Raw genomic sequence first — 23174 nt, 5'->3', positions numbered from 1 at the left:
GGGGTTGGGATGGTGCTTCAGGTCTTCAGCAACTTCCCGATGACCTTGGCGGTATAGTCGACCATCGGCACCACGCGGGCATAATTCAGCCGTGTCGGTCCGATCACGCCAAGCACCCCGACGATCTTCTGGTTGCCGTCCCGGAAGGGGGCCGCAATCATCGAGGAACCCGACAGCGAGAACAGCTTGTTCTCCGAACCGATGAAGATACGCACGCCGTCGCCGCCCTCGGCGCGGCCGAGCAGGTCGATCAGGTCTTTCTTGGCCTCGATGTCGGCGAAGAGCAGGCGGATGCGCTCCAGATCCTCTCCGGCATGCAGGTCTTCGAGCAGATTGGCCTGGCCGCGGACGATGAGCTGTTGCGGCAGGTCGGAAGAGGCACCGCTCCAGCTTGCCAGGCCGGTATCGATCAACTTGGTGGTGAGGTCGTCGAGTTCGGCGCGGCCGGCATCGAGGGCGCTGCTCATCTCGCGCTTGAGGTCATCCAGCGTCTTGCCGCGGGCACGGGCGTTGAGATAGTTCGAAGCCTCCACCAGTGCCGATGTCGGCAGGCCGACGGGTACCGTAATGACACGGTTCTCCACCGTGCCTTCCTCGGAGACGAGGATGACCAGAGCCTGGGTGGGTTCGAGGCGCACGAATTCGATATGCTTCAGGCGCTGGTCGCGCTTGCCGGTGACGACCACGCCGGCGCCGCGCGACAGGCCCGACAGGGTGGCGGAGGCCTCGATCAAAACGTCTTCCAGGGAGCGGGAGGAGGTTCCGGCCCGGATCTGGGCATCGATCTGCGCCCGGTCCTGGGCGGCGAGGTCGCCGAATTCAAGCATGGCGTCGATGAAGAAGCGCAAGCCCAGTTCGGTCGGCAGCCGCCCCGCACTGGTATGCGGAGCCTGGATCAGGCCCAGCAGCTCGAGATCCTGCATGACATTGCGCACCGAGGCGGGCGACAGCGAGGTCGGCAGTAGGCGCGAAATGTTGCGGGAGCCGACGGGTTCGCCCGTCGCAAGATAGGAATCGACGATCTGGCGGAATATCTCGCGCGAGCGTTCGTTCAGCTGGGCAAGTTCACTCGAAGGAATGGTCGGCGTCACAGCGGACAAGGTCTGTCTCCTCGACGCTAATGTGACGAGCATTCGGCGATTGTTCAATGGTGGAATTGCAGTTTCCGCAGCGCTATGCAGTTTCTTCTCATTCGCATTTCGCCCCTAGAGCGTTTTCCAGCAAAGTCGATACGCTTTTCGATTAAGAAAACGCGTCAAAACAAAGAGTTCGAGAAGAATGACGATTCGGAGAAAAGTCATTTTGCTCTAGCCTCGTCAGCTCAAGGAGAACCCTGTGATGGTCGATTCAGTTCCGCCTTCTGCGAGGGCCGTCGTCGATTTCTGGGTCGATGCCGGCCCTGAGCGCTGGTTCGAGAAGGACGAGGCGTTCGACCGTGATTTTCGCGAGCGTTTCCTGGCCGTGCATCAGGCGGCGATGCGCGGCGAACTGGAGGGGTGGGAGACGACGGCGCCCGGCGCTCTCGCGCTGGTGCTGCTGCTCGACCAGTTTCCACGCAACGCCTTCCGTGACACGCCGGCGATGTATGCGGGCGACCCGTTGGCGCGACGGGTCGCCGCCGCGGCGCTGGCCGATGGCCATGATCGCAGTATCGGCCCGGAACTGCGCATCTTCTTCTACCTGCCCTTCATGCATTCCGAAGAACTCGCCGACCAGGAACGTTCGCTCGCTCTGTGCCGGGCCCTGACCGGCGACTATCTCAGCTATGCCCAGCAGCATCGCGACATCGTCGCCCGGTTCGGCCGATTTCCTCACCGCAATGATATTCTCGGTCGCATTTGCACGCCGGAGGAGCGCCGATTTCTCGACGAGGGCGGCTTTGCAGGGTGAGAGAGCTCCGTTTCCTGAGAACTTCTAGACCTTGTCGATCACGTGGAAGAAGGAGCCGGTAACCCGGCCGCGATGGCTGCCGAGGGCGCCGAGCGAGATGCCATTGGCGTCGCTCACCTCGAAGAGGGGCGGATCGGCCGAGCGCAGGGTGGTCGAGTAATGGAACTCGTGGCCGCGCACGAAGCCGCCTTTCCGGCCGAGCGGGCAATCCTGTTTCAGTTCGGCGAGGCGATAGCCCAGATTCATCTTGCGCTTGGCGAAACTGGTTTCGAGGTCGAGCAGGCCGGTCATGCGGTGGGCCGTGCCTTCCGCATCCGTCAGTACCTGGCCGAGCACCATGTAGCCCCCGCATTCGCCGTGCACCGGGCGCGTCTGCGCGAACAGGCGCAGAGCCTTCTGGAAGCGCGTGGCGGTGGCGAGGCGGGCACCATGCAGTTCGGGATAACCGCCGGGCAGCCAGGCGATATCGGCGTTCTCCGCCGGTCCCTCGTCGGCCAGCGGCGAAAAGGGAATGATCTCGGCGCCCTGGCGGCGCCAGCCAGCGAGGAGATGCGGATAGACGAAGGAAAAGGCAGCGTCGCGGGCCAGGGCGATGCGCTGGCCAGGCGGGCGCAAACCTGCGTCCTTCGGGTCGGCCGGGCGCAGGTCCGCATCGTCCGGGGCTGCCGGCAACTGCCGCGTGCCGGCGAGGGCCCGGATGGCTTCGATGCTGCAATGGGTTTCGACAAAATCGGCCAAAGCTTCCAGACGCTGGTCGAGCTCGACGGTCTCGTCGGCCTGGACCAGGCCGAGATGGCGTTCGGGCAGCACGAGATCGGCATTGCGCGGCAGCACGCCGACCACGGGCAAGCCGGCTTCCTCGATGCCCTTGCGCGCCAGCGCTTCATGGCGGGGGCTCGCCACCTTGTTGAGGACGATGCCGGCGATGTGCACATCGGGGCGAAAACTGGCAAAGCCCTTGGCGACCGCGCCGGCCGACTGGGACTGGCCGGAAATGTCGAGGACCAGCAGCACCGGCCAGCCCTGCCGCGCCGCAAGGCCCGAGGAGGAGCCGTCGCCGCTGGCGCCATCGCGGGCGACGCCGTCGAACAGCCCCATCAGCGCCTCGCCGACGAAGAGATCGGCATTGTGGCCGGCTTCGTGGATCAGGCTGTCGAGCAAAGCGGGCCGCATGGCCCAGCTGTCGAGGTTATAGCTCACCCTTGCTGCCGCCGCGGCGTGAAAGCCGGGATCGATATAGTCGGGCCCGCATTTCATCGGCTGCACGGCGACGCCATTGCGGGCGAGGGCGCGCAGCAGGCCGAGCACCAGGGTGGTCTTGCCGGAGCCCGAACGGGGAGCGGCGATGAGGAGGCCGGGAGGGATCATCACCCGTTCCTGCCCTGCCCCGGAGCGGCGCGCAAGAGCGTTCTGCGATTGGGCGTAACACCGAGAGGCGGACCAAAGAGCTCGCGCAAAAGTGCGTTTTCACCAAAAGGCCGCTTCGCTCCAGGGGGCTTGACCCGGAAATCCCCGCCCCATTTCGGGGGCCCCCTTGAAACCCCCCTGGGCTTGCCCATATTGAGATTGTTCCGGAGTTGCCGGAACGGGGGATGCCGTCAGGGTCCCCGCCACAAAGTCGCTTCCTGCGAGGGCTTTGAAATGTCGCGCGTACCAACCTTGAATTCACCCTTTCTGCTCGGCTTCGATGAGATCGAACGAGCTCTGGACAGGGTCGCCAAAGCCGCCAATGACGGCTATCCGCCCTATAATATCGAGCGGGTCGGATCCTGCGACCGGCCGCCGGAGAGGCTGAGAATCACACTCGCCGTCGCCGGCTTCAGCCGCGAGGAACTCGACGTCTCGATCGAAGAAAACCAGCTCGTCATCCGTGGACGGCAGGTGGACGACAAATCCCGAGTCTTCCTGCATCGCGGTATCGCAGCTCGCCAGTTCCAGCGCACTTTCCTCCTTGCCGACGGCATGGAGGTGATGGGTGCGGATTTGAAGAACGGCCTGCTTTCCGTCGACCTGATCCGCCCGGAGCCCGAGCGCGTCGCCAAGCGCATCGACATCTCGGTGCGGGACTGACGACCCGGTTGCCCCTTTTTCCATTGTTTCCAACGTTCAGGAGGGTCCCATGATCCGGAACGACAAGACTATTGTGCCTACCCCCGAGATGCTGGCTGCCCTGGGCGCCGGACATGTCGCCTATGTCAAGCCGATCATGTCGGAGGACGCCATGCGGCTCTATCCGCAGCTTGGCGAGATCCGTCCCGGCTTGAAGCTGTTCACCCTCAATGCCGCCGATGGGACGCCGATCATGATTTCCGATTCGGCCGAGAGCGCGGTCGCCAATGCCTGGGAGCAGGAACTGGAGCCGGTTTCCCTGCATTGAACACAGGGCCGCGGCTCGATCGGTCAACGAGAAGTGTATCCGCTTAACGTGGATCCAGGGCGGCGAAGCGCAAGCTTTGTCGCCTTTTTACGTCGAACCAGCCCGGCGAAGCGCGAGCTTCGTCGCCTTTGTACGTCGAGATGGCTTTCGAGGCCGCGACGCTTCAGCCCAGAAGGCGTGGCGCTGGCAGCTCGATCTGGCCGGTGGTGGCCGGTGCTGTCGCCTGCGGGCGCTTGTAGAGGAAGTACCAGGCGAGGCCACCGACGACCAGGATGGCGATGATGAGATAAAGCCAGGTCATGCTGCCGCTCGATTGCGGCGGTGGCGGCGGGGCGGCCTGATGCTGCAGCCGAGGGCTGGGCGGCGGCTTGGTGTCGAGTGTCGACCGGCTGGCTTGGGCACCCGCCCCGCTTGATCCAAGGGTCGATGTACCCGCAGTCGATGTACCCGCAGTCGATATACCAGGCTGCGGTCCCGTGGCCGAGCCCAGCGTGGATTGAGGCGGGGTGGTCCGGAAGGCGCCGCTTACCGCGGTTTCCAGGCCTTGCAGGAATCCACCGTCGGCGAGACCTGCCGCCAGGCTGGCCGGGAGTGCGGCGGTGATCGCCTGCTTCTCGCCTGCGAAAAGCGCGGCGACCGCATTGCCGTCAGACCAGTTCTCCGGCGATTGATTGCCGAGGGCACCGACGACGGCCGGGCCGACGAGACCGAGCACGGAAGCGGCAGCCTGCGGAGGGGCACCGGTTGCCTGCCCGAGGACACTGGCCAACTGGTTGACGCCCTCGGCGCCCAGCAGGGAGGTCAGCACATCACTGCCTCCAGCCAGGGCGTTGGCATCGCCGCTGGTCACGCCAGCCGCCAGCGTGTCGAACAGGCCCGGATCCTGGCTGGAGATCAGATCGGAAATGCCTTTGGCGCCATCGGGGGAAGAGGCTTCGCTGGCGAAGGCCCCAAGCACGGAAGGAACGGCTGCGGCGACCAGTTTTCCGGCCAGTGCCGGGTCGATGCCGATGATCGCGGCGGCGCGTTCAATGAGATCGGGCGTGATCAGTTGGGAGACGAGGCTAGGAAGATTAATGGCCATTTCATTCCTCGCGTCAGAAAATCACGGATACCTTAGTACCCAATCGTCTCCGTTGCAAAACTCGATGATACGAGGCCCGCTGTTCTTTTGGCCGGGCAATGATCGGGCAGGATGAATGCCCGCGGAAATCCAAATTCCTTTACGGAACAGGAAAGGTTTGGATTTCCTGCGCTATGCCGGGAGGCGCCTGGGGCGCGACTTGGCCCTCATTCGGCCAAGCGGAGCGATTGAAGAAAAGCAGCATGGCCGAATGGGGGGCCATACTGCTGCGATCGGTCAAGCCGAGCGGCTGGCGCCTGTCGGCAGCACGATCACCTTGGTGCCGACGGGAACGCGCTTGTAGAGATCGATGATGTCCTGGTTGGTCAGGCGGATGCAGCCGGACGAGACCTTGGTGCCGATGGCGGAGGGATTGGTGGTGCCATGCAGGCGATACAGCGTGTCGCGGCCACCGCTGTAGAGATAGAGGGCGCGTGCACCCAGCGGATTGCTGGGGCCGCCGGCCATGCCGGCGCGATAGCGGCCATATTGCTTGGGATTGCGGGCGATCATGTTGGGGGTCGGGGTCCAGCGCGGCCAGTTGGCCTTGCGCGCGATGATGGCCTCGCCCTGGAAATTGTAGTCCGCGACCTTGCCGACACCGACACCATAGCGCAGCGCCTTGCCGTTGCCCTGGATCAGATAGAGAAAACGCTTGTTGGGATCGACGATGATGGTGCCGGCCTTTTCCGATGATTCATAAGAAACCTCGCGGCGCCAGAAGCGGGGTGCTACGCTGGCCAGGTTCACGGCCTTGATCGGATAGGCGCCATCCTTGGAGCCGGCATAGATGGCGGCGTAATGGGGATCGGCCGTCTCGGCCATCTCCGGCGCGCTCGCGGCGGCGGTCTGAGCTTCCTCGGGCTTGACGACAGGCAAAGCGGCGAGTTGCACGGTCGCGCCAGCCTGCGGCGCAATGGCCGGGGTCGCCAGAGGGGTGTCGATCTTCGCGCTTGTCGTGACGCAGCTTGCAAGCATCAGCGGCAAGGCCAGAAGGATAATGCTTCGTGCCAGTATCATTTTAATCCAGATATGTGCTGTTCTTATTCGTCCGCGCCTGCCGGGCTCAGGAGCTGCGGCGGCGCTGGGTGAGGCTGGGCGTATGCAGCCATTGCGGCAGCATTGTGCGCCGGCAGCGAGGTTGTCGGTGCCGGGTGCAAAAGCTCTCGGGGGTGTGTTCTTCCGGCAACAAGGCGGGCTTCGACTGCGGGCTCAGCCTGCCCGACCATTGGCGAGAGGCCAGGTGACGCTGAAACTGAAGGGCGCGAAATGGGCGTGGGGCAGGCCTGCGACCGCGAGGGCCTCGGCCGCCCATTGATTGCAGGTATTGAATGGCCCGTAACGGCCTTTGGCGAGATAGAAGGCCTCGAGCCCCGTGCCGCCGGGGCGTTGCTGGGGCCGGCCGGCAGCGTCGGGCTGGAGGCTTGCTTGGATATGGGCGATCAGGGCCAGCCGGCCCTCCCTGTCGATCGAAAGCGGCAGGCAGTCGGGGTTGGCGACCGGCGGATTGACGGCGACCACCCTGAGGGCGGTGCCGTGCCGGCCGGCGAGTGCCGCCAAAGCGGTCGATACCCTGGTATCGCCCCAGGTCGGCGTTTCCCGGAAAAAGACGAGATCCCCCCAGCCGAAGGCCAGATAGGCCTCGGCCGGCAGGTCGGGCGGGGCTACGGCCGGAAACAACTGCGTCCAATCGATCAGCGCATCCCGGCTCGGCATCACGATATCGGTGTGGGCGAGGGAGGCGCAGAGATAAAGCGTCGGTTCTCCGCCGGCCTGCTGGGCCCGCCCTGACGCCGGCACGAGCGCAAAGCCGATGGCAGCGAGCACGAAGAGGAGAAGGGCGAGCAGCGGCATGGCCGCGAGTACGAGGATCAGGCGCAGGCTCTTCGAGAGCCGTGTGCGTCCTACCGTTTCGGCAGCAAACCCACCAGCGGGATCAGGCATGCTCTGAAGATGCCGGCAAGGCTTCCCCCGTGGTGGAACGGTGCGCGCGAACCGAACGCGACGACCTGATCATAGGTGCCCGCTAAAGCAAAGGCGAGGAACCCTCGCTGGGCCGTGCTCAGGCTTTGTCGGTCAGGCTCCGATAGACCTTGGCCGGCCAGGTCAGGGCGTCGGGAAGCGCGCGGGCGATGCTGCTGGCAAAATCGGAAGCAGAGCCGCTGCTCCACTGCCCCTGGACCACCGGGGCCAGTTCAACGCCCACGCCGATCAGATAGACAATGACCAACAAGGATAGAATGCTGCGCATCGTGAGCTCTCTCCAGATGGCCACATCCGACATGGCCCCACATTGGGCGGGAGTGTCGCGAAACTTCGTGGCGGCAGCGTGATCGCCGGTCGAATCCCGGAAAACGCCAATTTCCAGAAGCGTTTCACTTTCAGAGCGATTCGCCAAGAACCGCAAACTCTCGGCTCTTCAGCAAGTTCAATTGAAAGAAGGGCTCGGCCCGAACATATTTCGCTCCAGGCCGGGCTGGTCGAGAGCAGGGCTCAGTCTCGTGCCTTGCCGTTGCGGTCGGCGGCGTCCTTCAGGCGCTCATGCACGCGCTGCATGGCCTGGCGGACGGCGAGCCTGGCCTTGAGGGCGGCGATGCCGCTCGTCGCGCAACTCGGTGAAGCATAGTCGAGACAGGGAATGCCATGCGCCAGGCGCTCGGCGGAGAGCACACCGCAATCCTCGAACAGCAGGCACGGTTCCTCGCCGCTATGCGAACCGCTCAGATGCATTCCCATCGCTACTCTCCCCTGATTCTGTTTGTAGGCTAACAATCCTCCAGGGGCGTGATAGGGGCGTGACCGGCGCGCTTGGGACCTTCGATCACAGGCCTTGCGCAAAGCAGGCCGGCCTGGGGATAATCGGCAGCCTTGTAACCTGGCGGTCACACGCGATAAGCCAGTGGTCTCCAGAGCAATGCGCGTTTAGACGGAAACGCTTGTTTGCTCTAACTCTTTGTTTCCAAGCCAATCCCCAGCGGATTGGCTGGAGCGTCTTTGTGATTCTTGGCATCACCGCCAAATCGCAAAACGCTCCGATGCGGTCCTGGACGCAATTTGCCAGGCCTGCAACATCGCGACGGGGCTGCGGTATCATGGCATTTCGACCCTTGGACTATGACGAGCACCCGACCGTTCTCGCGGCCGAATATCAGCGGATCAGGGCCAACCTGTCCGACAATGAGGCGATGCTGCTCGCCTGCCTCACCAATGTGCTGAACGAATTGCCGGACTGGCTGGACGGGGACTACTCCGCCGGTAGCGCGCTCGATCATGCCAATACGGCGATCGAGGCAATGCTGCGCGGCTCCGGCCTGCTGCCGATACCACCTGAAGCCCGTGAACGGGCGGAGAGAATGCGCGACGACAGTTGAGATGCAGGGCCTGGGTGTCGGCGCTCTGTATGATTAGCCGGCAGCGACTCCACAAGGCCGTTGCAGGCACCGGCACAGGACTTCCAAGGTCACAAAATGCAAAAGGCCCGACGGGCCGTTAGCCACGTCGAGCCTTTTCGAAACTGGTGCCCAGAAGAGGACTCGAACCTCCACACCTTGCAGTACACGGACCTGAACCGTGCGCGTCTACCAATTCCGCCATCTGGGCGCGGGGGTCTTCTAGGGGGGCGGAGGGCCGATGTCAACGCCCATTTGCAGTTCTTGCGACAGCTTGATGAAACCGGCTTCAAACTGGCGTCCCGCCTTGCGTTTGACACCTTGCTGGGCTTGTGTGGATGCGAGAAGAACGCGTTTTGGCGAAGCATGGCTTCGCCTGGGCGCTTCATCTCGACATGCCTTGCGATTGCGTGTCCTGCGATTCCGAAGCTTGCGATTCCAAGGCCTTGCGATTTTTGGTGATCGTGCCGTACCGCAGGGCGCCTCTGGATTTGAATGGAGTGAATGCCTTGCCTGCAGCGATTCTCGACGAGGCCCTGCTTTATGACGGCTGGAACCGGCTGCTGATGGTCAAGGCCCGCACGCAGGGCGGCGCGGTGATTCACCGCAGCGTCGAGGATCACGGCGATGCGGTGACGGTTCTGCCCTTCGATCCCGAGCGCCGGCTGGCTCTGCTGGTGCGCCAATTGCGCGTGGCGATTCTCAAGGGACATGGGGTGGAGGCTTCGCTCGAGGCACCGGCGGGCATCCTTGACGAGGACGATCCGGCCGATTGCGCCCGGCGCGAGGCGATGGAGGAGGCCGGGCTGGAACTGAAGGCTCTGGTCCCGCTCGGCGCGGCTTTCGTGATGCCGGGTATCTCGACCGAGAAGATGCATATGTTCCTGGCCGAATATTCGGCGGCGAGCCGTGTTGGCGCTGGCGGCGGCCTGGCGGAGGAGAACGAAGAGATCGAAGTGGTCGAGATCGGGCTCAAGGACCTGGCTGGCATGGCCGACCGTGGCGAGCTTTCCGATCTCAAGACCTACAGCCTGGTGCAGACGCTCCGGCTGAAGCGGCCGGAGCTGTTCTGAGGCAATACCGGGCCGGGTATTACTTCCTGACGCTGCGGGCGCCCTTGGCGATGTCGCTGACCAGTGCGAGCACGGCCGGTACGGTCTTGTCCGTCGCGCTGTTGTCGGCGTCGAGGCTGGTGCGCACCGCTTCCACCAGGGCCGAGCCCACCACCACGCCGTCGGCGCCCTCGGCGATAGCCCGGGCATGCTCGGCGGTCTTGACGCCAAAGCCGACGCAAACAGGCAGGTCGGTATGCTGCTTGATGCGGCCGACCGCGCCGGCCACCAGGCCGAAATCGGGCGTGGCCGAACCGGTGATGCCGGTGATCGAGACATAATAGACGAAGCCGGACGTGTTCTGCAGCACCTTGGGCAGGCGCTTGTCGTCCGTGGTCGGCGTCGCCAGGCGGATGAAGGCGATGCCGGCCTTCAGCGCCGGCAGGCAGAGTTCGTCATCCTCTTCCGGCGGCAGGTCGACCACGATCAGGCCGTCGACCCCGGCGGCCTTGGCATCGACGAGGAAGCGTTCGACGCCATAGATGTAGATCGGGTTGAAATAGCCCATCAGGATGATCGGCGTGGCATCGTCGGTCTTGCGAAATTCGCGGATGACGCCGAGCGTCTTGGTCAGCGTCATGCCGGCCTTGAGGGCGCGCAACCCCGCGGCCTGGATGGCCGGCCCGTCGGCCATCGGATCGGTGAAGGGCATGCCGAGTTCGATGACGTCGGCGCCCGCGGCCGGCAGGCCGGCGAGGATCTTGGCTGAAGTCTCGATATCGGGATCGCCGGCGGTGACGAAGGTCACCAGGGCGGCGCGCTTTTCGGCGGCCAGGGCGGCGAAGCGGGCGGTGAGGCGGCTGGTCATGGGGTCACAAGCTCGGAGCAAGGGGCGGCAGGATGGGATGGCGGGAGGTCACAGTGACGTTCCCAAAATCTCGGCAACCTGCGGTACGTCCTTGTCGCCGCGGCCGGAGAGGCTGACCACCATCAGGTGATCCTTGGGCCGCTTGGGCGCGAGTTCGGCCACCCTGGCAAGGGCATGGGCCGATTCGAGCGCGGGTATGATCCCCTCCAGGCGCGACAGCAGCTGGAAGGCGTCCAGCGCCTCCTGATCCGTCGCCGACAGATAGGTGGCGCGGCCCACCTCGTGCAGCCAGGAATGTTCCGGCCCGATGCCGGGATAGTCCAGGCCGGCGGAAATAGAATGGGCTTCCTCGATCTGGCCGTCGGCATCCATCAACAGATAGGTGCGGTTGCCGTGCAGCACGCCGGGGCGGCCGCCGGCGATCGAGGCGGCATGCAGGCTGGTGAGGCCGTGCCCCGCCGCTTCCACGCCGATGATCTCGACGGAGGGATCGTCGAGGAAAGGATGGAACAGGCCCATGGCATTGGAGCCGCCGCCGATGCAGGCAATCACGCTGTCGGGCAGGCGCCCTTCGGCTTCCATCATCTGCTCGCGGGTCTCACGGCCGATGATCGATTGGAAGTCGCGGACCATGCCCGGATAGGGATGAGGACCGGCCACCGTGCCGATGCAATAGAAGGTGTCGTGCACATTGGTGACCCAGTCGCGCAGCGCCTCGTTCATGGCGTCCTTGAGGGTCTTGGAGCCGGACTGCACGGGGATGACCTCGGCGCCGAGCATCTTCATGCGGAAGACGTTGGGTGCCTGGCGGGCGACGTCGACGGCGCCCATATAGACCACGCATTTCAGGCCGAAGCGGGCGCAGAGCGTGGCGGTGGCGACGCCGTGCTGGCCGGCGCCGGTCTCGGCGATGATGCGCGGCTTGCCCATGCGGCGCGCCAGCATGATCTGGCCGAGCACGTTGTTGACCTTGTGGGAGCCGGTATGGTTCAGCTCCTCGCGCTTGAGATAGATCTTGGCGCCACCGAAATGCTCGGTCAGCCGCTCGGCGAAATAGAGCGGGGAGGGCCGGCCGACATAGGTGGCCAGGTGTCCGTCCATTTCCTTCTGGAAGGCCGGATCCGCCTTGGCCTGCTTGTAGGCCTCTTCCAGCGACAGGATCAGCGGCATCAGCGTCTCGGCGACGAAGCGCCCGCCGAACTGCCCGAAATGACCGCGCTCATCGGGTCCGTTGCGGAAGGAATTGAGCTTGGGTGTCTCGGTCATCGTTGCGGCCTGTTGTCAGCGGGATGAGGTGGAAGCGGCGGCATAAGCCTGTCTTGCCGTCTCCACGAAAGCCCTGATCTTGTCGGGATTCTTCACGCCGGGCCGGTCTTCGACGCCCGACGAGACGTCGACCCCGTCGGGGGTGCTGATGCGGATGGCTTCGGCAACATTGGCGGGATCGAGCCCGCCCGATAGCATGAAGGGCAGGGTGCGGTCGAGATGCTTGAGCAGCATCCAGTCGAATGTCACGCCGTTGCCGCCGGGATGGGCGGCATCCTTCGGGGGCTTGGCGTCGAGCAGCAGCCAGTCGGCCACGCCGCGATAGGCGGCAGCCCGTTCGAGATCGGCGGCGCTGGAAACCCCGATCGCCTTCAGGACCGGCAGGCCGTAGCGCGCCTTGACCGCGGCGACGCGTTCGGGGCTTTCCTTGCCATGGAGCTGCAGGCCGTCGGGGGCGAGAGCGGCGACGATGGCATCGAGCCTGGCGTCGTCGGCATCGACGGAGAGTGCAGTCTTGCGGGCACGGCCCGATACCTGTGCGCCGAGCTGCGCCGCAAGGTCGTAGCCGATATGGCGGGGCGATTTCTCGAAGAACACGAAGCCGACCATGTCGGCGCCGGCGGCCAGAGCCGCTTCCAGCGTTTCGGGAGTGGAGAGACCGCAGATCTTGATCAATGCCATAATGGGGTCGAGATAGTTGCATCCGGCACACAATGCCAGTGAAATCAGGACAAAGCGCAGGAGGGGTGAAGGAATGTTCCCGAAAGGGCGGTTCGTCGGCGTGTTCGCCGTGATAGCTGGGCTGGTGGCGATGGCGGGGCCGGCAAGGGCGGCGCTGTGCTATGCCCGCGACTATGACACCGCCCATCTCGTCAAGCATGTCGACCAGCGCGTGACCCGCATCACGGTGCGTCTTCTCGCCGACAACGGCTCGGGCATCGGTGTCGGCCTGTGGTTTAGGGGCGACAAGCGTCAATGGTGGGCCGGCGGCGGCTGCCGCCAGCAGGGAACCGTCTTCGCGTGCACCCTTGACGGCGATGGCGGCACACTCACGGCGACGCAAAATACCAAGGGCATCCGCCTCGACGTTCCTGCCGCGGGCATTCAGGTGGAGCATCCCGACGCGCAGGGCAATGCCAGCTTCCAGGCCGTCGATGGCCCGGAACACCGGGTCTTCCTGCTCTGGTCCGCCACGGAGGCCGCATGCGAACCGCAGAATTGAGGAGGAGCGGTCGTCACCACCCCTGCTCTCCCTGCCGGGATCCGAGGGGAGCAACGCTTGGCTTACTTCTTGCTGGCGTGGCCATCATCGCAAACATGCCCACTTCAGCCCTCGCCGTCGACCTGCCGCCCGGCTTCGTCCGCCTGGCCGACATCGCGCCCGGCATCCGCCAGGACATGCGCTATGCCGGCTCCCATAATTTCGTCGGCCGGCCGGTGGCGGGCTATGAGAGCCCCGTCTGCTGGCTGCGCCGAGAGGTCGCGCAGGCGCTGGCCGCGACGGCCCGTGACCTCGAAAAGCGCCATTGGCGGCTCGTCGTCTATGATTGCTACCGGCCCAAGCGCGCCGTCGCCGATTTTCTGACCTGGGCCGGCGATGCCGCGGACCAGCATACCAAGGCCGAATTCTATCCCCGTACGCCCAAGTCGAGACTGTTCGCGCTCGGCTATGTCGCACGCGCCTCGTCCCATTCGAGGGGCATTGCCGTCGACATTGGGGCGGAGCAAGTCGATGCCGCCGGGCAGGTTCTGCCACTCGATTTCGGCGGTGGCTTCGACCTGTTCGACGAGATGTCCTGGACCGCGAGCAAGGCTGTGCCGGCGCAGGCCGCCGCCAATCGCAAGGCCCTCGTCGCCGCCTTCGCCGCGCATGGCCTGGCCAATTATGCGCGGGAATGGTGGCATTTCAGCCTGCCCGGCGCCGCGAGGGCGCCGGCCTTCGATGTCGTGATCAGGGAGCCTTGAGGACAATGCGATTCACGCAAGCGAGCGCAAGCGTTGTCATTGCCGGGCTTGCTGTAAAGGCCCGGCATCCAGCCCCGAGCCGGATTTGCGCCTGTGGCTTCTGGATAGCCGGGTCAAGCCCGGCTATGACAAATCGGAGTGTTTTCCTCCCCGGCGAACCACATTAGGCCAGAACGCGCTATTTCTTCGGCCGCTTGGCCCCCTGGGTGTTCAGAAACACCGCATAGAGCGAGGTGGTGCCGCAGATATAGAGGCGGTTGCGCTTGGGGCCGCCGAATTCGACATTGGCGACGACTTCGGGGATGAGTACCTTGCCGATCAGCGTGCCGTCGGGGGCATAGCAGATCACGCCTTCGCCGGAAGATGTCCAGACATTGCCGTGGATGTCGACACGCAGGCCATCGAACAGGCCGGCTGGTGAGGTGGCGAAGACCTTGCCGCCCGAGAGCGTGCTGCCGTCCTCGCTTACGTCGAAGACGCGAATGTGGCGCGGGCCGTTTTCGACATGGGTGGCGCCGGTGTCGACGATGTAGAGCCTGGATTCGTCGGGCGAGAAGGCAAGGCCGTTCGGCTTGACGAAATCGGTGGCCACCGCCTGCAGCTTTCCGCCGCGCGCGGGCAGGCGATAGACATAGGAAGCGCCGATCTCGGAGGGCGCTGCATCACCTTCATATTCGGAATCGATGCCGTAGGTCGGGTCGGTGAACCAGATCGAGCCGTCCGACTTCACCACCGCGTCATTGGGCGAGTTCAGGCGCTTGCCCTCGTATTTGTCGGCCAGGATGGTGCGGCTGCCGTCATGCTCGATGCGGCTGACGCAGCGCCCGCGATGCTCGCAGGCGATCAGCCGGCCCTCGCGGTCGACGGTGTGGCCGTTCTGGTTGCGGCTGTCGTGGTCGTACACCGAAACCGAACCGTCGGTCTCGTCATAGCGCATCAGCCGGTTGTTGGGGATGTCGGACCAGATCAGATATTTGCCCGCCGGGAAATAGGCCGGCCCCTCCGCCCAGCGCGTGCCCGTATAGAGCTTGTCGAGCTGGGAATTGCCGAAGATGAGCGCCTTGAAGCGCGGGTCGGCGACCACGAATTCCTTGGGGAGCATATCGGTTCCTCGTTGGTTTTGGTTGGTCGCATGGAACGACAATTGCCCGGCAAAATCAATTCATCGGACAAAAGAAAACGGCGCGGAAACCGCGCCGTGGAGTGAGGGCATTTTTCGGAACGCGGACATCTTGTCCGCTCTTGGAATCGCCGCGCTTGACGGTGAGGCAAGAGGCGGACTGGAAGTCCGCGCTCCTAGATCCAGTTCACTGGCCCGTCTTGACCCGCGTCCAGGTGCGGGTAACCAGCGTCTGCACCTTGGCCTGATAGGGCTGCACGGTGTAGGTCTTGGCCAGCATGTCGTCGCTGAGATAGATCTGCGGATTGTCGGTGATCGCCTTGTCGACCAGCGGCTTGGCCGCCAGCACGCCCGAGGCGAACTTGGTGGCGTCGGCATTCTTGGCCGCGACGTCAGGACGGATCATGTAGTTGATGAAGGCATGAGCCGCGTCGACATGCTTGGCGTCCTTGGGAATGGCCATGGTGTCCATCGACATCAGCGTGCCTTCCTTGGGCACGACATAGTCGACCTTCACGCCGTTCTTGGCTTCCTCGGCACGCGCCTTGGCCTGATAGGTGTCGCCGGCCCAGCCGATGGCCAGGCAGATGTCGCCATTGGCGAGCGCGTTGATATATTCGGAAGAGTGGTACTTCTTCACATAAGGCCGGACAGCCTCGAGCAGCTTGCCAGCGGCGTCGATGTCCTTCTTGTCGGTCGAGCCCGGTTCCTTGCCGAGATATTTCAGGGCGGCCGTCAGGACATCCTCGGGGCTGTCGAGGAAATAGACGCCGCAATCCTTGAACTTGGCGAGATTCTCAGGCTTGAACACCACGTCCCAGCTGTTCATGGGCTGGTCGCCATAGACGGCCTTGGCCTTGTCGACATTATAAGAGATGCCGGTGGTGAACCAGGTGTAGTCGACAAGGTACTCATTGCCAGGATCGTAAACCGCAAGATTCTCCATGATCTTGGGCCACAATTCCTTGTAGTTGGACAATTTGGACTTGTCTATTTTCTGAAACACGCCCGCCTTGATTTGGCGTGAAGCAAAGGTCGCAGAGGGGAAGACGACGTCATAGCCGGAATTGCCCGCGAACAATTTGGTTTCCAGCACCTCGTTGGAATCCATGGTGTCGTAGACCACCTTGATTCCGGTTTCCTTGGTGAAATCTTCCAGTACGGTCGGGCCAATGTAATCCGACCAGTTATAGACGTTGACGACCTTGTCCTCGGCCATGGCCTGGCCCGCGAGCAAGGCCACGGCCGTGGCGGCGAGAGCCAGTTTCTTGAAGGCTGACATCGGGAACACCTCCTCTGGGTGAGCGACGCGCATTCCCGGACGCGACGCTGTTCTCTGGAAGCTAGAGCTCCTGCTGAACCTGCTCAAGCCTTCCGAAGGGCTTTTCGTGATGTTTTATGTAGCAAGTCCGTTACCGGGCAGGAGCGGATGTTGCGAGACTACAGATAGGTCTCATATTCCAGGCTGGAGATCCGGCGCTCGAACTCGGCGCATTCGAGTTCCTTCATCACCGCATAGACTTCGGCGAAATGCTCGCCGAAATGCCGGCGGGCGAAGTCCGAGCCCCGGAACAGGGCCACGGCTTCCTGCATCGAGCCCGACAGCCTGGGAGCGCCGAGATCATAGGCATTGCCGATGATCGGCTCGGGCGCCGGCATCTTGTTCTCCATGCCTTCATGCATCGCGGCCAGGATGGCCGCGAGCACGAGATAGGGATTGGCGTCGGCGCCTGCGATGCGGTGCTCGATGCGGGTGGCCGCCGGGCTGCCATTGGGAATGCGCACCGCCACCGAGCGGTTGTCATAGCCCCACGTCAGGGAGACCGGCGCATAAGAGCCCGGCATCAGGCGGCGGAAGCCATTATAGCTCGACACGAACAGCAGGGCCGTCTCTGGCATATGGGTCAGCATGCCGCCGACGGCATGGCGCAGGGTCTCCGCGCCCGTGTCCGGCTTGGCAAAGACATTGGCGCCTTCGGCATCGACGAGGCTGGCATGGATGTGCATGCCCGAACCGGCGGTGTCGAGATAGGGCTTGGGCATGAAGCTGGCGCGCAGGCCGTGCTTGCGCGCCACGCCCTGGATCATCCGGCGCAGCAGCACGGCGTCGTCAGCCGCCGCCATGGCATCGTCGCGATGGTAGAGATTGATCTCGAACTGGCCGGGTGCGGCCTCGGAAATCACCGAATCCGCCGGCAACCCCTGGATCTTGGCGGCCTCGCGCATCTCTTGGATCACCGGCGCGAAGGTGTCGAGATCGGAGATCGAATACATGTTCTGGCGGGCGGGCCCGGTGTCGCGGTGGAACACGGTCTTAGGCGTCTCGCCCGGTTCGCCGCCGCCCTGCAGCAGGTAGAACTCGAGCTCGAAGGCAACCACAGGCTTGAGGCCGAGGGCCGTGAACTTGTCGAGCTGGGCCTTGAGGATATGGCGCGGATCGAGCATCCAGGGCCGGCCATCCGGCAGATACATCGAGATCAGCGCCTGCATGGCGGGTTGGGAAGACCAGGGCACCGGCTTGAGCGTGCCGGGGACGGGGCGGCACAGGCCATCCTTGTCGCCGGTCTCGATATGAATGCCGGTTTCTTCGACCTCGCGCCCCCAGACGTCGAGGCCGAACATCGATTGCGGCATGGCAACCCCGTCCTTGAGGACCTTGTCGATTGCCGAGCCGGGCAGCCATTTGCCGCGGAGAATACCGTTGGTGTCGGGAAGCAGCACCTCGATGACGTCGACTTGCGGGGCGGAGGGCAAATTTTTCGAAGCCGAAGGCAAATCTGCAGCATCGCCGGCGAGTTTGTTCACGCCGTGCGTTTGAAATCCCATGGTACACCGGGGTTGTGAATGCGTTGCGTCTTGACGCATCCTTCATCTGCGCTAATTGTGATCACAAATCTTGGCCGTGTCAAATGGAGTCCGTTTCGCCCATGCCGAGTTCGCCTAAGTCGAGCAGCAGCGAGCCCGCCAGCAAGTTGGCGCCGGTGCATGACAAGGTCTATGCGGCGATCCGCAGCGGGCTGGTTGGCGGCCAATTCGTCCCTGGCCGTGCCGTGACCCTGCGCGGTCTGGCCGAGATGCTCGGCGTCAGTCCGATGCCCGTCCGGGCCGCGGTGACGCGATTGGTCACCGAGGGTGCCTTGACCTTGACCGCGACGCGCCGGGTCAGCGTTCCCGTGATGACCCCCGCTCGCTTCGAGGAATTGGTGCGCGTGCGCATGCTGCTGGAGGGGGAGGCGGCCGAAAGGGCGCTGCCCGCCATCGATGCCGAACGCCTCGCCGCCATCAGGACGCATGACGACGAGGTCGAGCGCTGCCTCGCCGAAGACGATGCCGAAGGCTATATGCGGGCCAATCACGCCTTCCATTTCGCCATCTATACCGCAGTGCCCTCTTCGGTGCTTCTGCCCCTGATCGAGACGCTCTGGCTGCAATTCGGCCCGTTCATGCGGCTTGTGTACGAGGATCTCGACATGAGCGGCCTCGTTGACCAGCATCATCGCGCCATCACCGCGATCGAGCGGGGCGACGCCAAGGGGCTGCGCGATGCCATCGAGGCCGATATCGGCGACGGCATGCGCATCATCGGCAAGATGGCGCTGGGCTGAGGCTGCCCCGCCCGCTTCAGTGGCCAGGCTCGCCGCGATGCCAATAGGCAACGGCGCTGACGGCATGTTTGGGAAGCTGCAGGACCTCGCGCCAATGATGGCGCAGCCGCCGCGCCGTCTCCGCTTCGGCGCCGAGCCAGCACTGGAAACGGCCCTCGGAGGGAAGCGGGACCGCGATGACGGCCTCGGCCAGGAGGCCACTTTCGCCGGCCGGGCAGCCGTCGCGCAGGAGCCATTTGAGTTCGACGCCAGCAGGCGGGACGAGGGCCTGGATCTCGTCGGCATCCGCCACCTCGATCAGGGCGATGCCGCGTGCATCGGCCGGCATGGCCTCGAAGATGCGGGCAATGGCGGGAATGGCCGTCTCGTCTCCGGCGATCAGGTACCAGTCCGCCTCATCGATCTCGCCGCCGCCCGGCCCGAGCATGCCGACGATGTCGCCGGGTTTTGCCCGGGCCGCCCAGCCCGAGGCGATACCGGCATCGCCATGCAGCACGAAATCGACATCGACCTCGCCCGCTGCCGCGTCGATGCGTCGAATCGTATAGAGGCGCTGTGTCGGCCGGCGTTCCTCCGGCGGCCAGATGCGGCGTCCATTCCTGGCCGGGCGGGGCCATTCCGGTTTGTCGAGCCCCGCCGGCGGGATGAGCAGGCGGATATGGATGCCGTCTCGCGTGAAGCGCTGGAGATCCTCGCCCGCAAGGGTGATGCGCCGGATCAGCGGTGTGACCTGGGTGACCTGCCTGACCCGCATCTCGCGAAGACCAGGAAGAACGGTAATATCGCACCCGTCTCCGGTCCACACCAATTCTGGCTTTTCGGCCTGTGCCGCCTTTTCGAGGCGAAGGCTGAGTATGAATTTCAGAGCCGACAAGCCCTGCTCCGTGTCGGCCTCGGCCTTGATCGTCAATTCGCTGGGACGCGCGGCGAGATAGGCGGTTCCTCGCCCGCGCGGTAGTTCGATTTGGGCGGTCTCGCCGGTGCGCCGGGTTGGAAATTCGTCTGTTTCAAAGTCATTGCAAATTGAATTCAAGTATTCATTTCCAAAACTCGTGTCGATGCGAAGTTCGGAATTTAGCGTGCTCATGGCGGGGGATCTCGGGAGGGAAAGCGTGTTGCAAAACACCATCCCTCTATCCGTCTCCATAAAATGATTCAATATCAATATTTTAGATGAATTCAAACCTGCGCAAAATGGTTAGCGAGAGAGGCGGGATGCCAATTTCTCCCAAGGGGTGGGTGAGGGGCGGTTGGTGCACCGGATTGCGCAGTTTTTAGTTCTTCTCGTTAAATTATGCGTTGTCGAGAGTCTTTTTTGTATACGTATGTTGGAGTTGATATAATCATCAAACAAATTATTATTTTGTGTTGATTCATGTTGGATGTATAGTGTTTATCCGCCTCCGGAGTTTACTTTGGGGGGTAAGAATGGAGACGAGGATCATTATGGCTGCGGGCCTCATTCTGGGAGGCTGCGCAATGGCCGCGCATGCACAGGAGAGCAAGCCGCTGCCAGGCCAACCGGCCGGGCCGGTGACATCGGAGCAGGCCGGCAATGACGAGCCTGTGATGCTGGAGCCGGTTACCGTCGTGGCTGAGCGCGCCAAGCGCCAGCTTCTCGACGTGCCGGCCTCGGTGACGGTGATTTCGGACAAGGAGTTGAAGTCGCATATGGTGCGCGACATCGACGACCTCACGCGCTACGAGCCGGGCATCACCGTGAGCCGCAACAGTTCGAGCACGGATCCCTTCGGCGGCAATGGCGGCTTCACCATTCGCGGCGTCGGCGGCAACCGCATCCAGATGCGTGTCGACGGCTCGCGCATCCTCGACGGCAACACCGACGGCACGCGCGACTTTGTCGATCTGCCCTTCATCAAGTCGGTCGAGATCATTCGCGGCCCGGCCTCGGCGCTCTACGGTACCGATGCGGTTGGTGGCCTGGTCGCCTTCACCACCAAAGACCCAGCCGACATCATCAAGGAAGGACGCAATTGGGGATTTGAGGCGAGCACCAATTTCGACAGCTACAACAAGGCGCTGGTGAACACTGCCCTCGGCGCTTGGCGCGTCTCCCCCAATCTCGAGATCCTGCTGGGCTATTCGGTCAAGAAAGCGAGCGAGGCCAAGCTCTCGCGCGCCCGGGCCGATGGCGGGCGCTATGGCTGCCCGCGCTGGGTCGAATATGGTGCCATCGATTGCGGCAGTTTCAACCCGCTGGACGAACTCGGGCAGAACTTCCTCGCCAAGATCGTCTGGCGGCCCACCGAATCACTGGAACTGAAGCTCACCGGCGAGATCTTCGATCGCAACAGGGATGTCGACTCCCTCTATAATCGCGGGCCGACCACGGTGCGCACGCCCGCCAATCCCAATCCGCCGCAACTGCCCTTCATCCATTCCTGGACAGGGAGCCAGGAACTCACCCGCTACCGCATCGCGCTGGACGGTCTGTGGAAGCCTGAATACGCCTTCGCCGACCAGATACGCTGGAACATCACCTGGTCGCCGCAGCGCCGCGAGGTCACCAGCCGCGAACACCGCACCCTCGCCAATGGCAATCAGCAATATCAGGACAATGTCACCGAGTTCGGACAGCGCTTCCTGCAGGCCGGCCTGCAGATCGATTCGTCCTTCAAGCTCGGGCGCAGCGACCACAAGCTGGTCTGGGGCTTCGACGGCGAATATGGCTACACCGACTATGTCCGCAATCGCACCACGCGCGTGTTCACCCCAGGCGGCGTACCGGTTTCCGGCTCCACCGTCGTGCCCTACACTTGGAACTTCGCCGATTCCAACACCAAGCGGCTCGATGCCTTCGTGCAGGATGAGATCAGCCTGTTCGACGGCAAGCTCACGGTGACGCCGGCGCTGCGCTATTCCTGGAACCAGATCACGCCCAAGCCCAAATCGGACTATCAGCCGGTAGCCGGCTATGTGCTCAGGCAGCGCGAGGAATCGGCGCTGACCAAGAAGCTCGGCATCATCTACAAGCTCAACGAGACCTATTCGGTATTCGGCCTCTATGCCGAGGGCTTCCGCATGCCCAATGCCGAGCAGCTCTATACAGGCTCCTCGTCAGGACAGCCGGACGGCAATCTCGTGCCGGCGCCGAACCTGAAGCCGGAGCGGGTCCGCTCCTTCGAGGCGGGGCTGCGCGGGCGCTATGGTTGGGGTTATTTCTCCCTGTCGGCCTTCCATGCCGACTACACCAACTTCATCCAGAATTTCGTGGAGATCCCGGCCAGTTCAGGCGAGGGGGTCGACTATACCTGGGCCAATCGCGCCAAAGTCCGGCTGACCGGCATCGAAGGCTCCGCCGAGGTGCAATGGGCCGAAAACTGGAGTTCGAGCCTCAGCCTCACCTATCAGCACGGCAACCAGAAGACGACGCGCGATGCGCCTTGGACCCCGTTCAACGGCGCCAGCCCCCTCACGGCCGTCGCCAGCCTGCGCTGGACCAAGCCGGAACAGGGGCTGGAAGTCGAGATGATCGGCACCTTCGCTTCCAAGGTTAGCCGTGCCAGCACCCCCGACATCTTCAAGCCCGGCGGCTATGCCGTGTTCGATCTCCTCGGAAGCTGGAAGCCGACCGAGAACATCACGCTGCGGGCCGGCATCCTCAACATCGCCGATACGCGCTATTTCCGCTGGCCGATGCCGACCACCTACAGCCGGACGGCGAGTTCGAACGTCGCCTTCTCCAATCCGCTCGAATTGCAGACAGCCGCCGGCCGCACCTTCAGGCTCGGCGCCAACATCACCTTTTAAGGATCCGTCATGAGCCAGCAACGATTGCAGCGCGAACGCCTGCTGCACCATGCCGCCGATGTGCTGGAGGCGGCAGGACGCCTCGGCCGGGTGATGCTCACCACCAGCCAGGGTGGGGCCACCCATGAACGCATCGGTCCTGTCGACAGGGTCGAACGCTCCGGTTTCGCCGTGCGCCTGGCGGGAGCGGCCCACGATGCCGATATCGATACGGCGGCGCTCGGCGCCGTCATTCTCGACCGCTCCGGCCGCATGAAGGACAAGGTGCTGCCGCGCCTCGACTTTCAAGGCAAGGATGGGGCCGTGCTGTTCAGCCTGGTCGGCCTCGACGGGCTGGAGCCTTTCGACGCCGGCGTCGCCGAACTGCGCGGCATGGCAACGGAGGCGGCAGAGCCCGTCGAAGCGATGGAGCGGGCTGATTTGGCCGAGGACGATCCAGGCTCGCTTCCCTTCGAGGTGGCTCGCTGTGCCGGTGTGCCCGTGACCATCGAACTGCGCCGTGACGGCCTCAGGCAGGCCTGGTCCGGCAATATCGAGGCGGTCAAGCCGGCCATGGGCTTCATCAATGTCATGCAGCCCGATTTCCACCTGCATCTGCGTGCCGGCGCGGTCGGGCGTTGGCGAATGCGGGCCGATAGGGCCGGGCCGGATGGAGTAGAGCTCCTGGCCGAGAATGTGCGAGGCGAATTGATCGGGCTGGCGGTGCGCGGTCCGGCCGCTGTCCTTGCACGTCGCGATTGAGCGAAAG

General features: G+C 63.8%; 24 protein-coding genes and 1 tRNA gene. 10 read left to right on the top strand and 15 right to left on the bottom strand.

Annotated elements, in window-relative coordinates:
- Positions 1–17: 17 nt before the first annotated feature.
- A complete protein-coding gene (hrcA, locus tag ACN6KF_RS18850; RefSeq protein WP_434959706.1) occupies positions 18–1091 on the bottom strand; it encodes a heat-inducible transcriptional repressor HrcA in 1074 nt (357 codons plus the stop codon).
- Between the two features lie 247 nt (positions 1092–1338).
- Here hrcA and ACN6KF_RS18845 point away from each other — a divergent pair, with 247 nt between their 5' ends.
- Positions 1339–1890, top strand: a complete 552-nt coding sequence (locus ACN6KF_RS18845) for a DUF924 family protein (protein ID WP_434958316.1) — start codon at positions 1339–1341, stop codon at positions 1888–1890.
- 24 nt (positions 1891–1914) lie between these two features.
- Here ACN6KF_RS18845 and ACN6KF_RS18840 read toward each other — a convergent pair whose 3' ends face one another.
- The gene (locus ACN6KF_RS18840; protein WP_434958315.1) at positions 1915–3258 is read right to left on the bottom strand and encodes a cobyrinic acid a,c-diamide synthase CobB; all 1344 of its coding nucleotides are present in this window, start codon (positions 3256–3258) and stop codon (positions 1915–1917) included.
- A gap of 273 nt (positions 3259–3531) precedes the next feature.
- Between ACN6KF_RS18840 and ACN6KF_RS18835 the strand changes: the two genes are divergently transcribed.
- Positions 3532–3960: an Hsp20 family protein gene (locus tag ACN6KF_RS18835; RefSeq protein ID WP_149253477.1), complete on the top strand. Its 429-nt coding sequence runs from the start codon at positions 3532–3534 to the stop codon at positions 3958–3960.
- A gap of 49 nt (positions 3961–4009) precedes the next feature.
- The gene (locus tag ACN6KF_RS18830) at positions 4010–4267 is read left to right on the top strand and encodes a BQ00720 family protein (RefSeq protein WP_434958314.1); all 258 of its coding nucleotides are present in this window, start codon (positions 4010–4012) and stop codon (positions 4265–4267) included.
- A 163-nt stretch (positions 4268–4430) separates the two neighbouring features.
- On the opposite strand, the gene ACN6KF_RS18825 is transcribed toward ACN6KF_RS18830, so the two are convergent.
- The 5 genes from ACN6KF_RS18825 to ACN6KF_RS18805 all read right to left on the bottom strand — a co-directional run bounded on the left by ACN6KF_RS18825 (position 4431) and on the right by ACN6KF_RS18805 (position 8126).
- Complete coding sequence (locus ACN6KF_RS18825) at positions 4431–5351, bottom strand: DUF937 domain-containing protein (RefSeq protein ID WP_434958313.1); 921 nt, start codon at positions 5349–5351, stop codon at positions 4431–4433.
- Between the two features lie 276 nt (positions 5352–5627).
- Positions 5628–6410 carry a L,D-transpeptidase gene (locus tag ACN6KF_RS18820; protein WP_434958312.1) on the bottom strand — a complete coding sequence of 261 codons (783 nt, stop codon included), beginning with the start codon at positions 6408–6410 and terminating at the stop codon, positions 5628–5630.
- A 192-nt stretch (positions 6411–6602) separates the two neighbouring features.
- The gene (locus ACN6KF_RS18815; RefSeq protein WP_434958311.1) at positions 6603–7334 is read right to left on the bottom strand and encodes a DUF2459 domain-containing protein; all 732 of its coding nucleotides are present in this window, start codon (positions 7332–7334) and stop codon (positions 6603–6605) included.
- Positions 7335–7452: 118 nt separating this feature from the next.
- Positions 7453–7788, bottom strand: coding sequence for a hypothetical protein (locus ACN6KF_RS18810; RefSeq protein WP_434958310.1), 336 nt, complete (start codon positions 7786–7788; stop codon positions 7453–7455).
- A 95-nt stretch (positions 7789–7883) separates the two neighbouring features.
- The gene (locus ACN6KF_RS18805) at positions 7884–8126 is read right to left on the bottom strand and encodes a hypothetical protein (protein ID WP_434958309.1); all 243 of its coding nucleotides are present in this window, start codon (positions 8124–8126) and stop codon (positions 7884–7886) included.
- Positions 8127–8482: 356 nt separating this feature from the next.
- Here ACN6KF_RS18805 and ACN6KF_RS18800 point away from each other — a divergent pair, with 356 nt between their 5' ends.
- Positions 8483–8761 carry a hypothetical protein gene (locus ACN6KF_RS18800; protein WP_434958308.1) on the top strand — a complete coding sequence of 93 codons (279 nt, stop codon included), beginning with the start codon at positions 8483–8485 and terminating at the stop codon, positions 8759–8761.
- Positions 8762–8905: 144 nt separating this feature from the next.
- On the opposite strand, the gene ACN6KF_RS18795 is transcribed toward ACN6KF_RS18800, so the two are convergent.
- Positions 8906–8990: transfer RNA gene (locus ACN6KF_RS18795), tRNA-Leu, on the bottom strand.
- A 298-nt stretch (positions 8991–9288) separates the two neighbouring features.
- Here ACN6KF_RS18795 and ACN6KF_RS18790 point away from each other — a divergent pair.
- Positions 9289–9852: an NUDIX domain-containing protein gene (locus tag ACN6KF_RS18790; protein ID WP_434958307.1), complete on the top strand. Its 564-nt coding sequence runs from the start codon at positions 9289–9291 to the stop codon at positions 9850–9852.
- A 19-nt stretch (positions 9853–9871) separates the two neighbouring features.
- On the opposite strand, the gene trpA is transcribed toward ACN6KF_RS18790, so the two are convergent.
- Genes trpA through ACN6KF_RS18775 form a run of 3 tightly spaced genes read right to left on the bottom strand, consistent with a single transcriptional unit; the run spans position 9872 to position 12646 of the window.
- A complete protein-coding gene (gene trpA / locus ACN6KF_RS18785; protein WP_434958306.1) occupies positions 9872–10699 on the bottom strand; it encodes a tryptophan synthase subunit alpha in 828 nt (275 codons plus the stop codon).
- A gap of 48 nt (positions 10700–10747) precedes the next feature.
- On the bottom strand, positions 10748–11965 hold the full coding sequence (gene trpB, locus ACN6KF_RS18780) for a tryptophan synthase subunit beta (RefSeq protein WP_434958305.1): 1218 nt from the start codon (positions 11963–11965) through the stop codon (positions 10748–10750).
- 15 nt (positions 11966–11980) lie between these two features.
- Positions 11981–12646 (bottom strand): phosphoribosylanthranilate isomerase, encoded by a 666-nt coding sequence (locus ACN6KF_RS18775; RefSeq protein WP_434958304.1) that lies wholly within the window; start codon positions 12644–12646, stop codon positions 11981–11983.
- A 73-nt stretch (positions 12647–12719) separates the two neighbouring features.
- Between ACN6KF_RS18775 and ACN6KF_RS18770 the strand changes: the two genes are divergently transcribed.
- Together ACN6KF_RS18770 and ACN6KF_RS18765 are read left to right on the top strand one after the other, a co-directional pair.
- On the top strand, positions 12720–13187 hold the full coding sequence (locus ACN6KF_RS18770) for a hypothetical protein (protein WP_434958303.1): 468 nt from the start codon (positions 12720–12722) through the stop codon (positions 13185–13187).
- Between the two features lie 95 nt (positions 13188–13282).
- On the top strand, positions 13283–13930 hold the full coding sequence (locus ACN6KF_RS18765; RefSeq protein ID WP_434958302.1) for a M15 family metallopeptidase: 648 nt from the start codon (positions 13283–13285) through the stop codon (positions 13928–13930).
- Between the two features lie 178 nt (positions 13931–14108).
- On the opposite strand, the gene ACN6KF_RS18760 is transcribed toward ACN6KF_RS18765, so the two are convergent.
- From ACN6KF_RS18760 to ACN6KF_RS18750, 3 genes are all read right to left on the bottom strand, one after another.
- Positions 14109–15032: an SMP-30/gluconolactonase/LRE family protein gene (locus tag ACN6KF_RS18760; protein WP_434958301.1), complete on the bottom strand. Its 924-nt coding sequence runs from the start codon at positions 15030–15032 to the stop codon at positions 14109–14111.
- 205 nt (positions 15033–15237) lie between these two features.
- Complete coding sequence (locus ACN6KF_RS18755) at positions 15238–16332, bottom strand: polyamine ABC transporter substrate-binding protein (protein ID WP_434958300.1); 1095 nt, start codon at positions 16330–16332, stop codon at positions 15238–15240.
- A gap of 158 nt (positions 16333–16490) precedes the next feature.
- Entirely contained in the window at positions 16491–17855 is a 1365-nt protein-coding gene (locus ACN6KF_RS18750) for a glutamine synthetase family protein (RefSeq protein WP_434958299.1), read from the bottom strand.
- Between the two features lie 122 nt (positions 17856–17977).
- Between ACN6KF_RS18750 and ACN6KF_RS18745 the strand changes: the two genes are divergently transcribed.
- Positions 17978–18655 (top strand): GntR family transcriptional regulator, encoded by a 678-nt coding sequence (locus ACN6KF_RS18745; protein ID WP_434958298.1) that lies wholly within the window; start codon positions 17978–17980, stop codon positions 18653–18655.
- Positions 18656–18671: 16 nt separating this feature from the next.
- Here ACN6KF_RS18745 and ACN6KF_RS18740 read toward each other — a convergent pair whose 3' ends face one another.
- Positions 18672–19742: a DUF2218 domain-containing protein gene (locus ACN6KF_RS18740; RefSeq protein WP_434958297.1), complete on the bottom strand. Its 1071-nt coding sequence runs from the start codon at positions 19740–19742 to the stop codon at positions 18672–18674.
- A gap of 392 nt (positions 19743–20134) precedes the next feature.
- On the opposite strand from ACN6KF_RS18740, the gene ACN6KF_RS18735 reads away from it, so the two are divergent.
- Both ACN6KF_RS18735 and ACN6KF_RS18730 read left to right on the top strand, forming a co-directional pair.
- Positions 20135–22426, top strand: a complete 2292-nt coding sequence (locus tag ACN6KF_RS18735) for a TonB-dependent hemoglobin/transferrin/lactoferrin family receptor (RefSeq protein WP_434958296.1) — start codon at positions 20135–20137, stop codon at positions 22424–22426.
- Between the two features lie 9 nt (positions 22427–22435).
- Positions 22436–23167 carry a ChuX/HutX family heme-like substrate-binding protein gene (locus ACN6KF_RS18730; RefSeq protein WP_434958295.1) on the top strand — a complete coding sequence of 244 codons (732 nt, stop codon included), beginning with the start codon at positions 22436–22438 and terminating at the stop codon, positions 23165–23167.
- Positions 23168–23174 lie beyond the last annotated feature (7 nt).

Source organism: Labrys methylaminiphilus subsp. lupini (genome assembly GCF_051161885.1).
In the GTDB taxonomy this organism is placed as follows: domain Bacteria; phylum Pseudomonadota; class Alphaproteobacteria; order Rhizobiales; family Labraceae; genus Labrys.
This window is presented reverse-complemented; position numbering and strand designations above follow the sequence as displayed.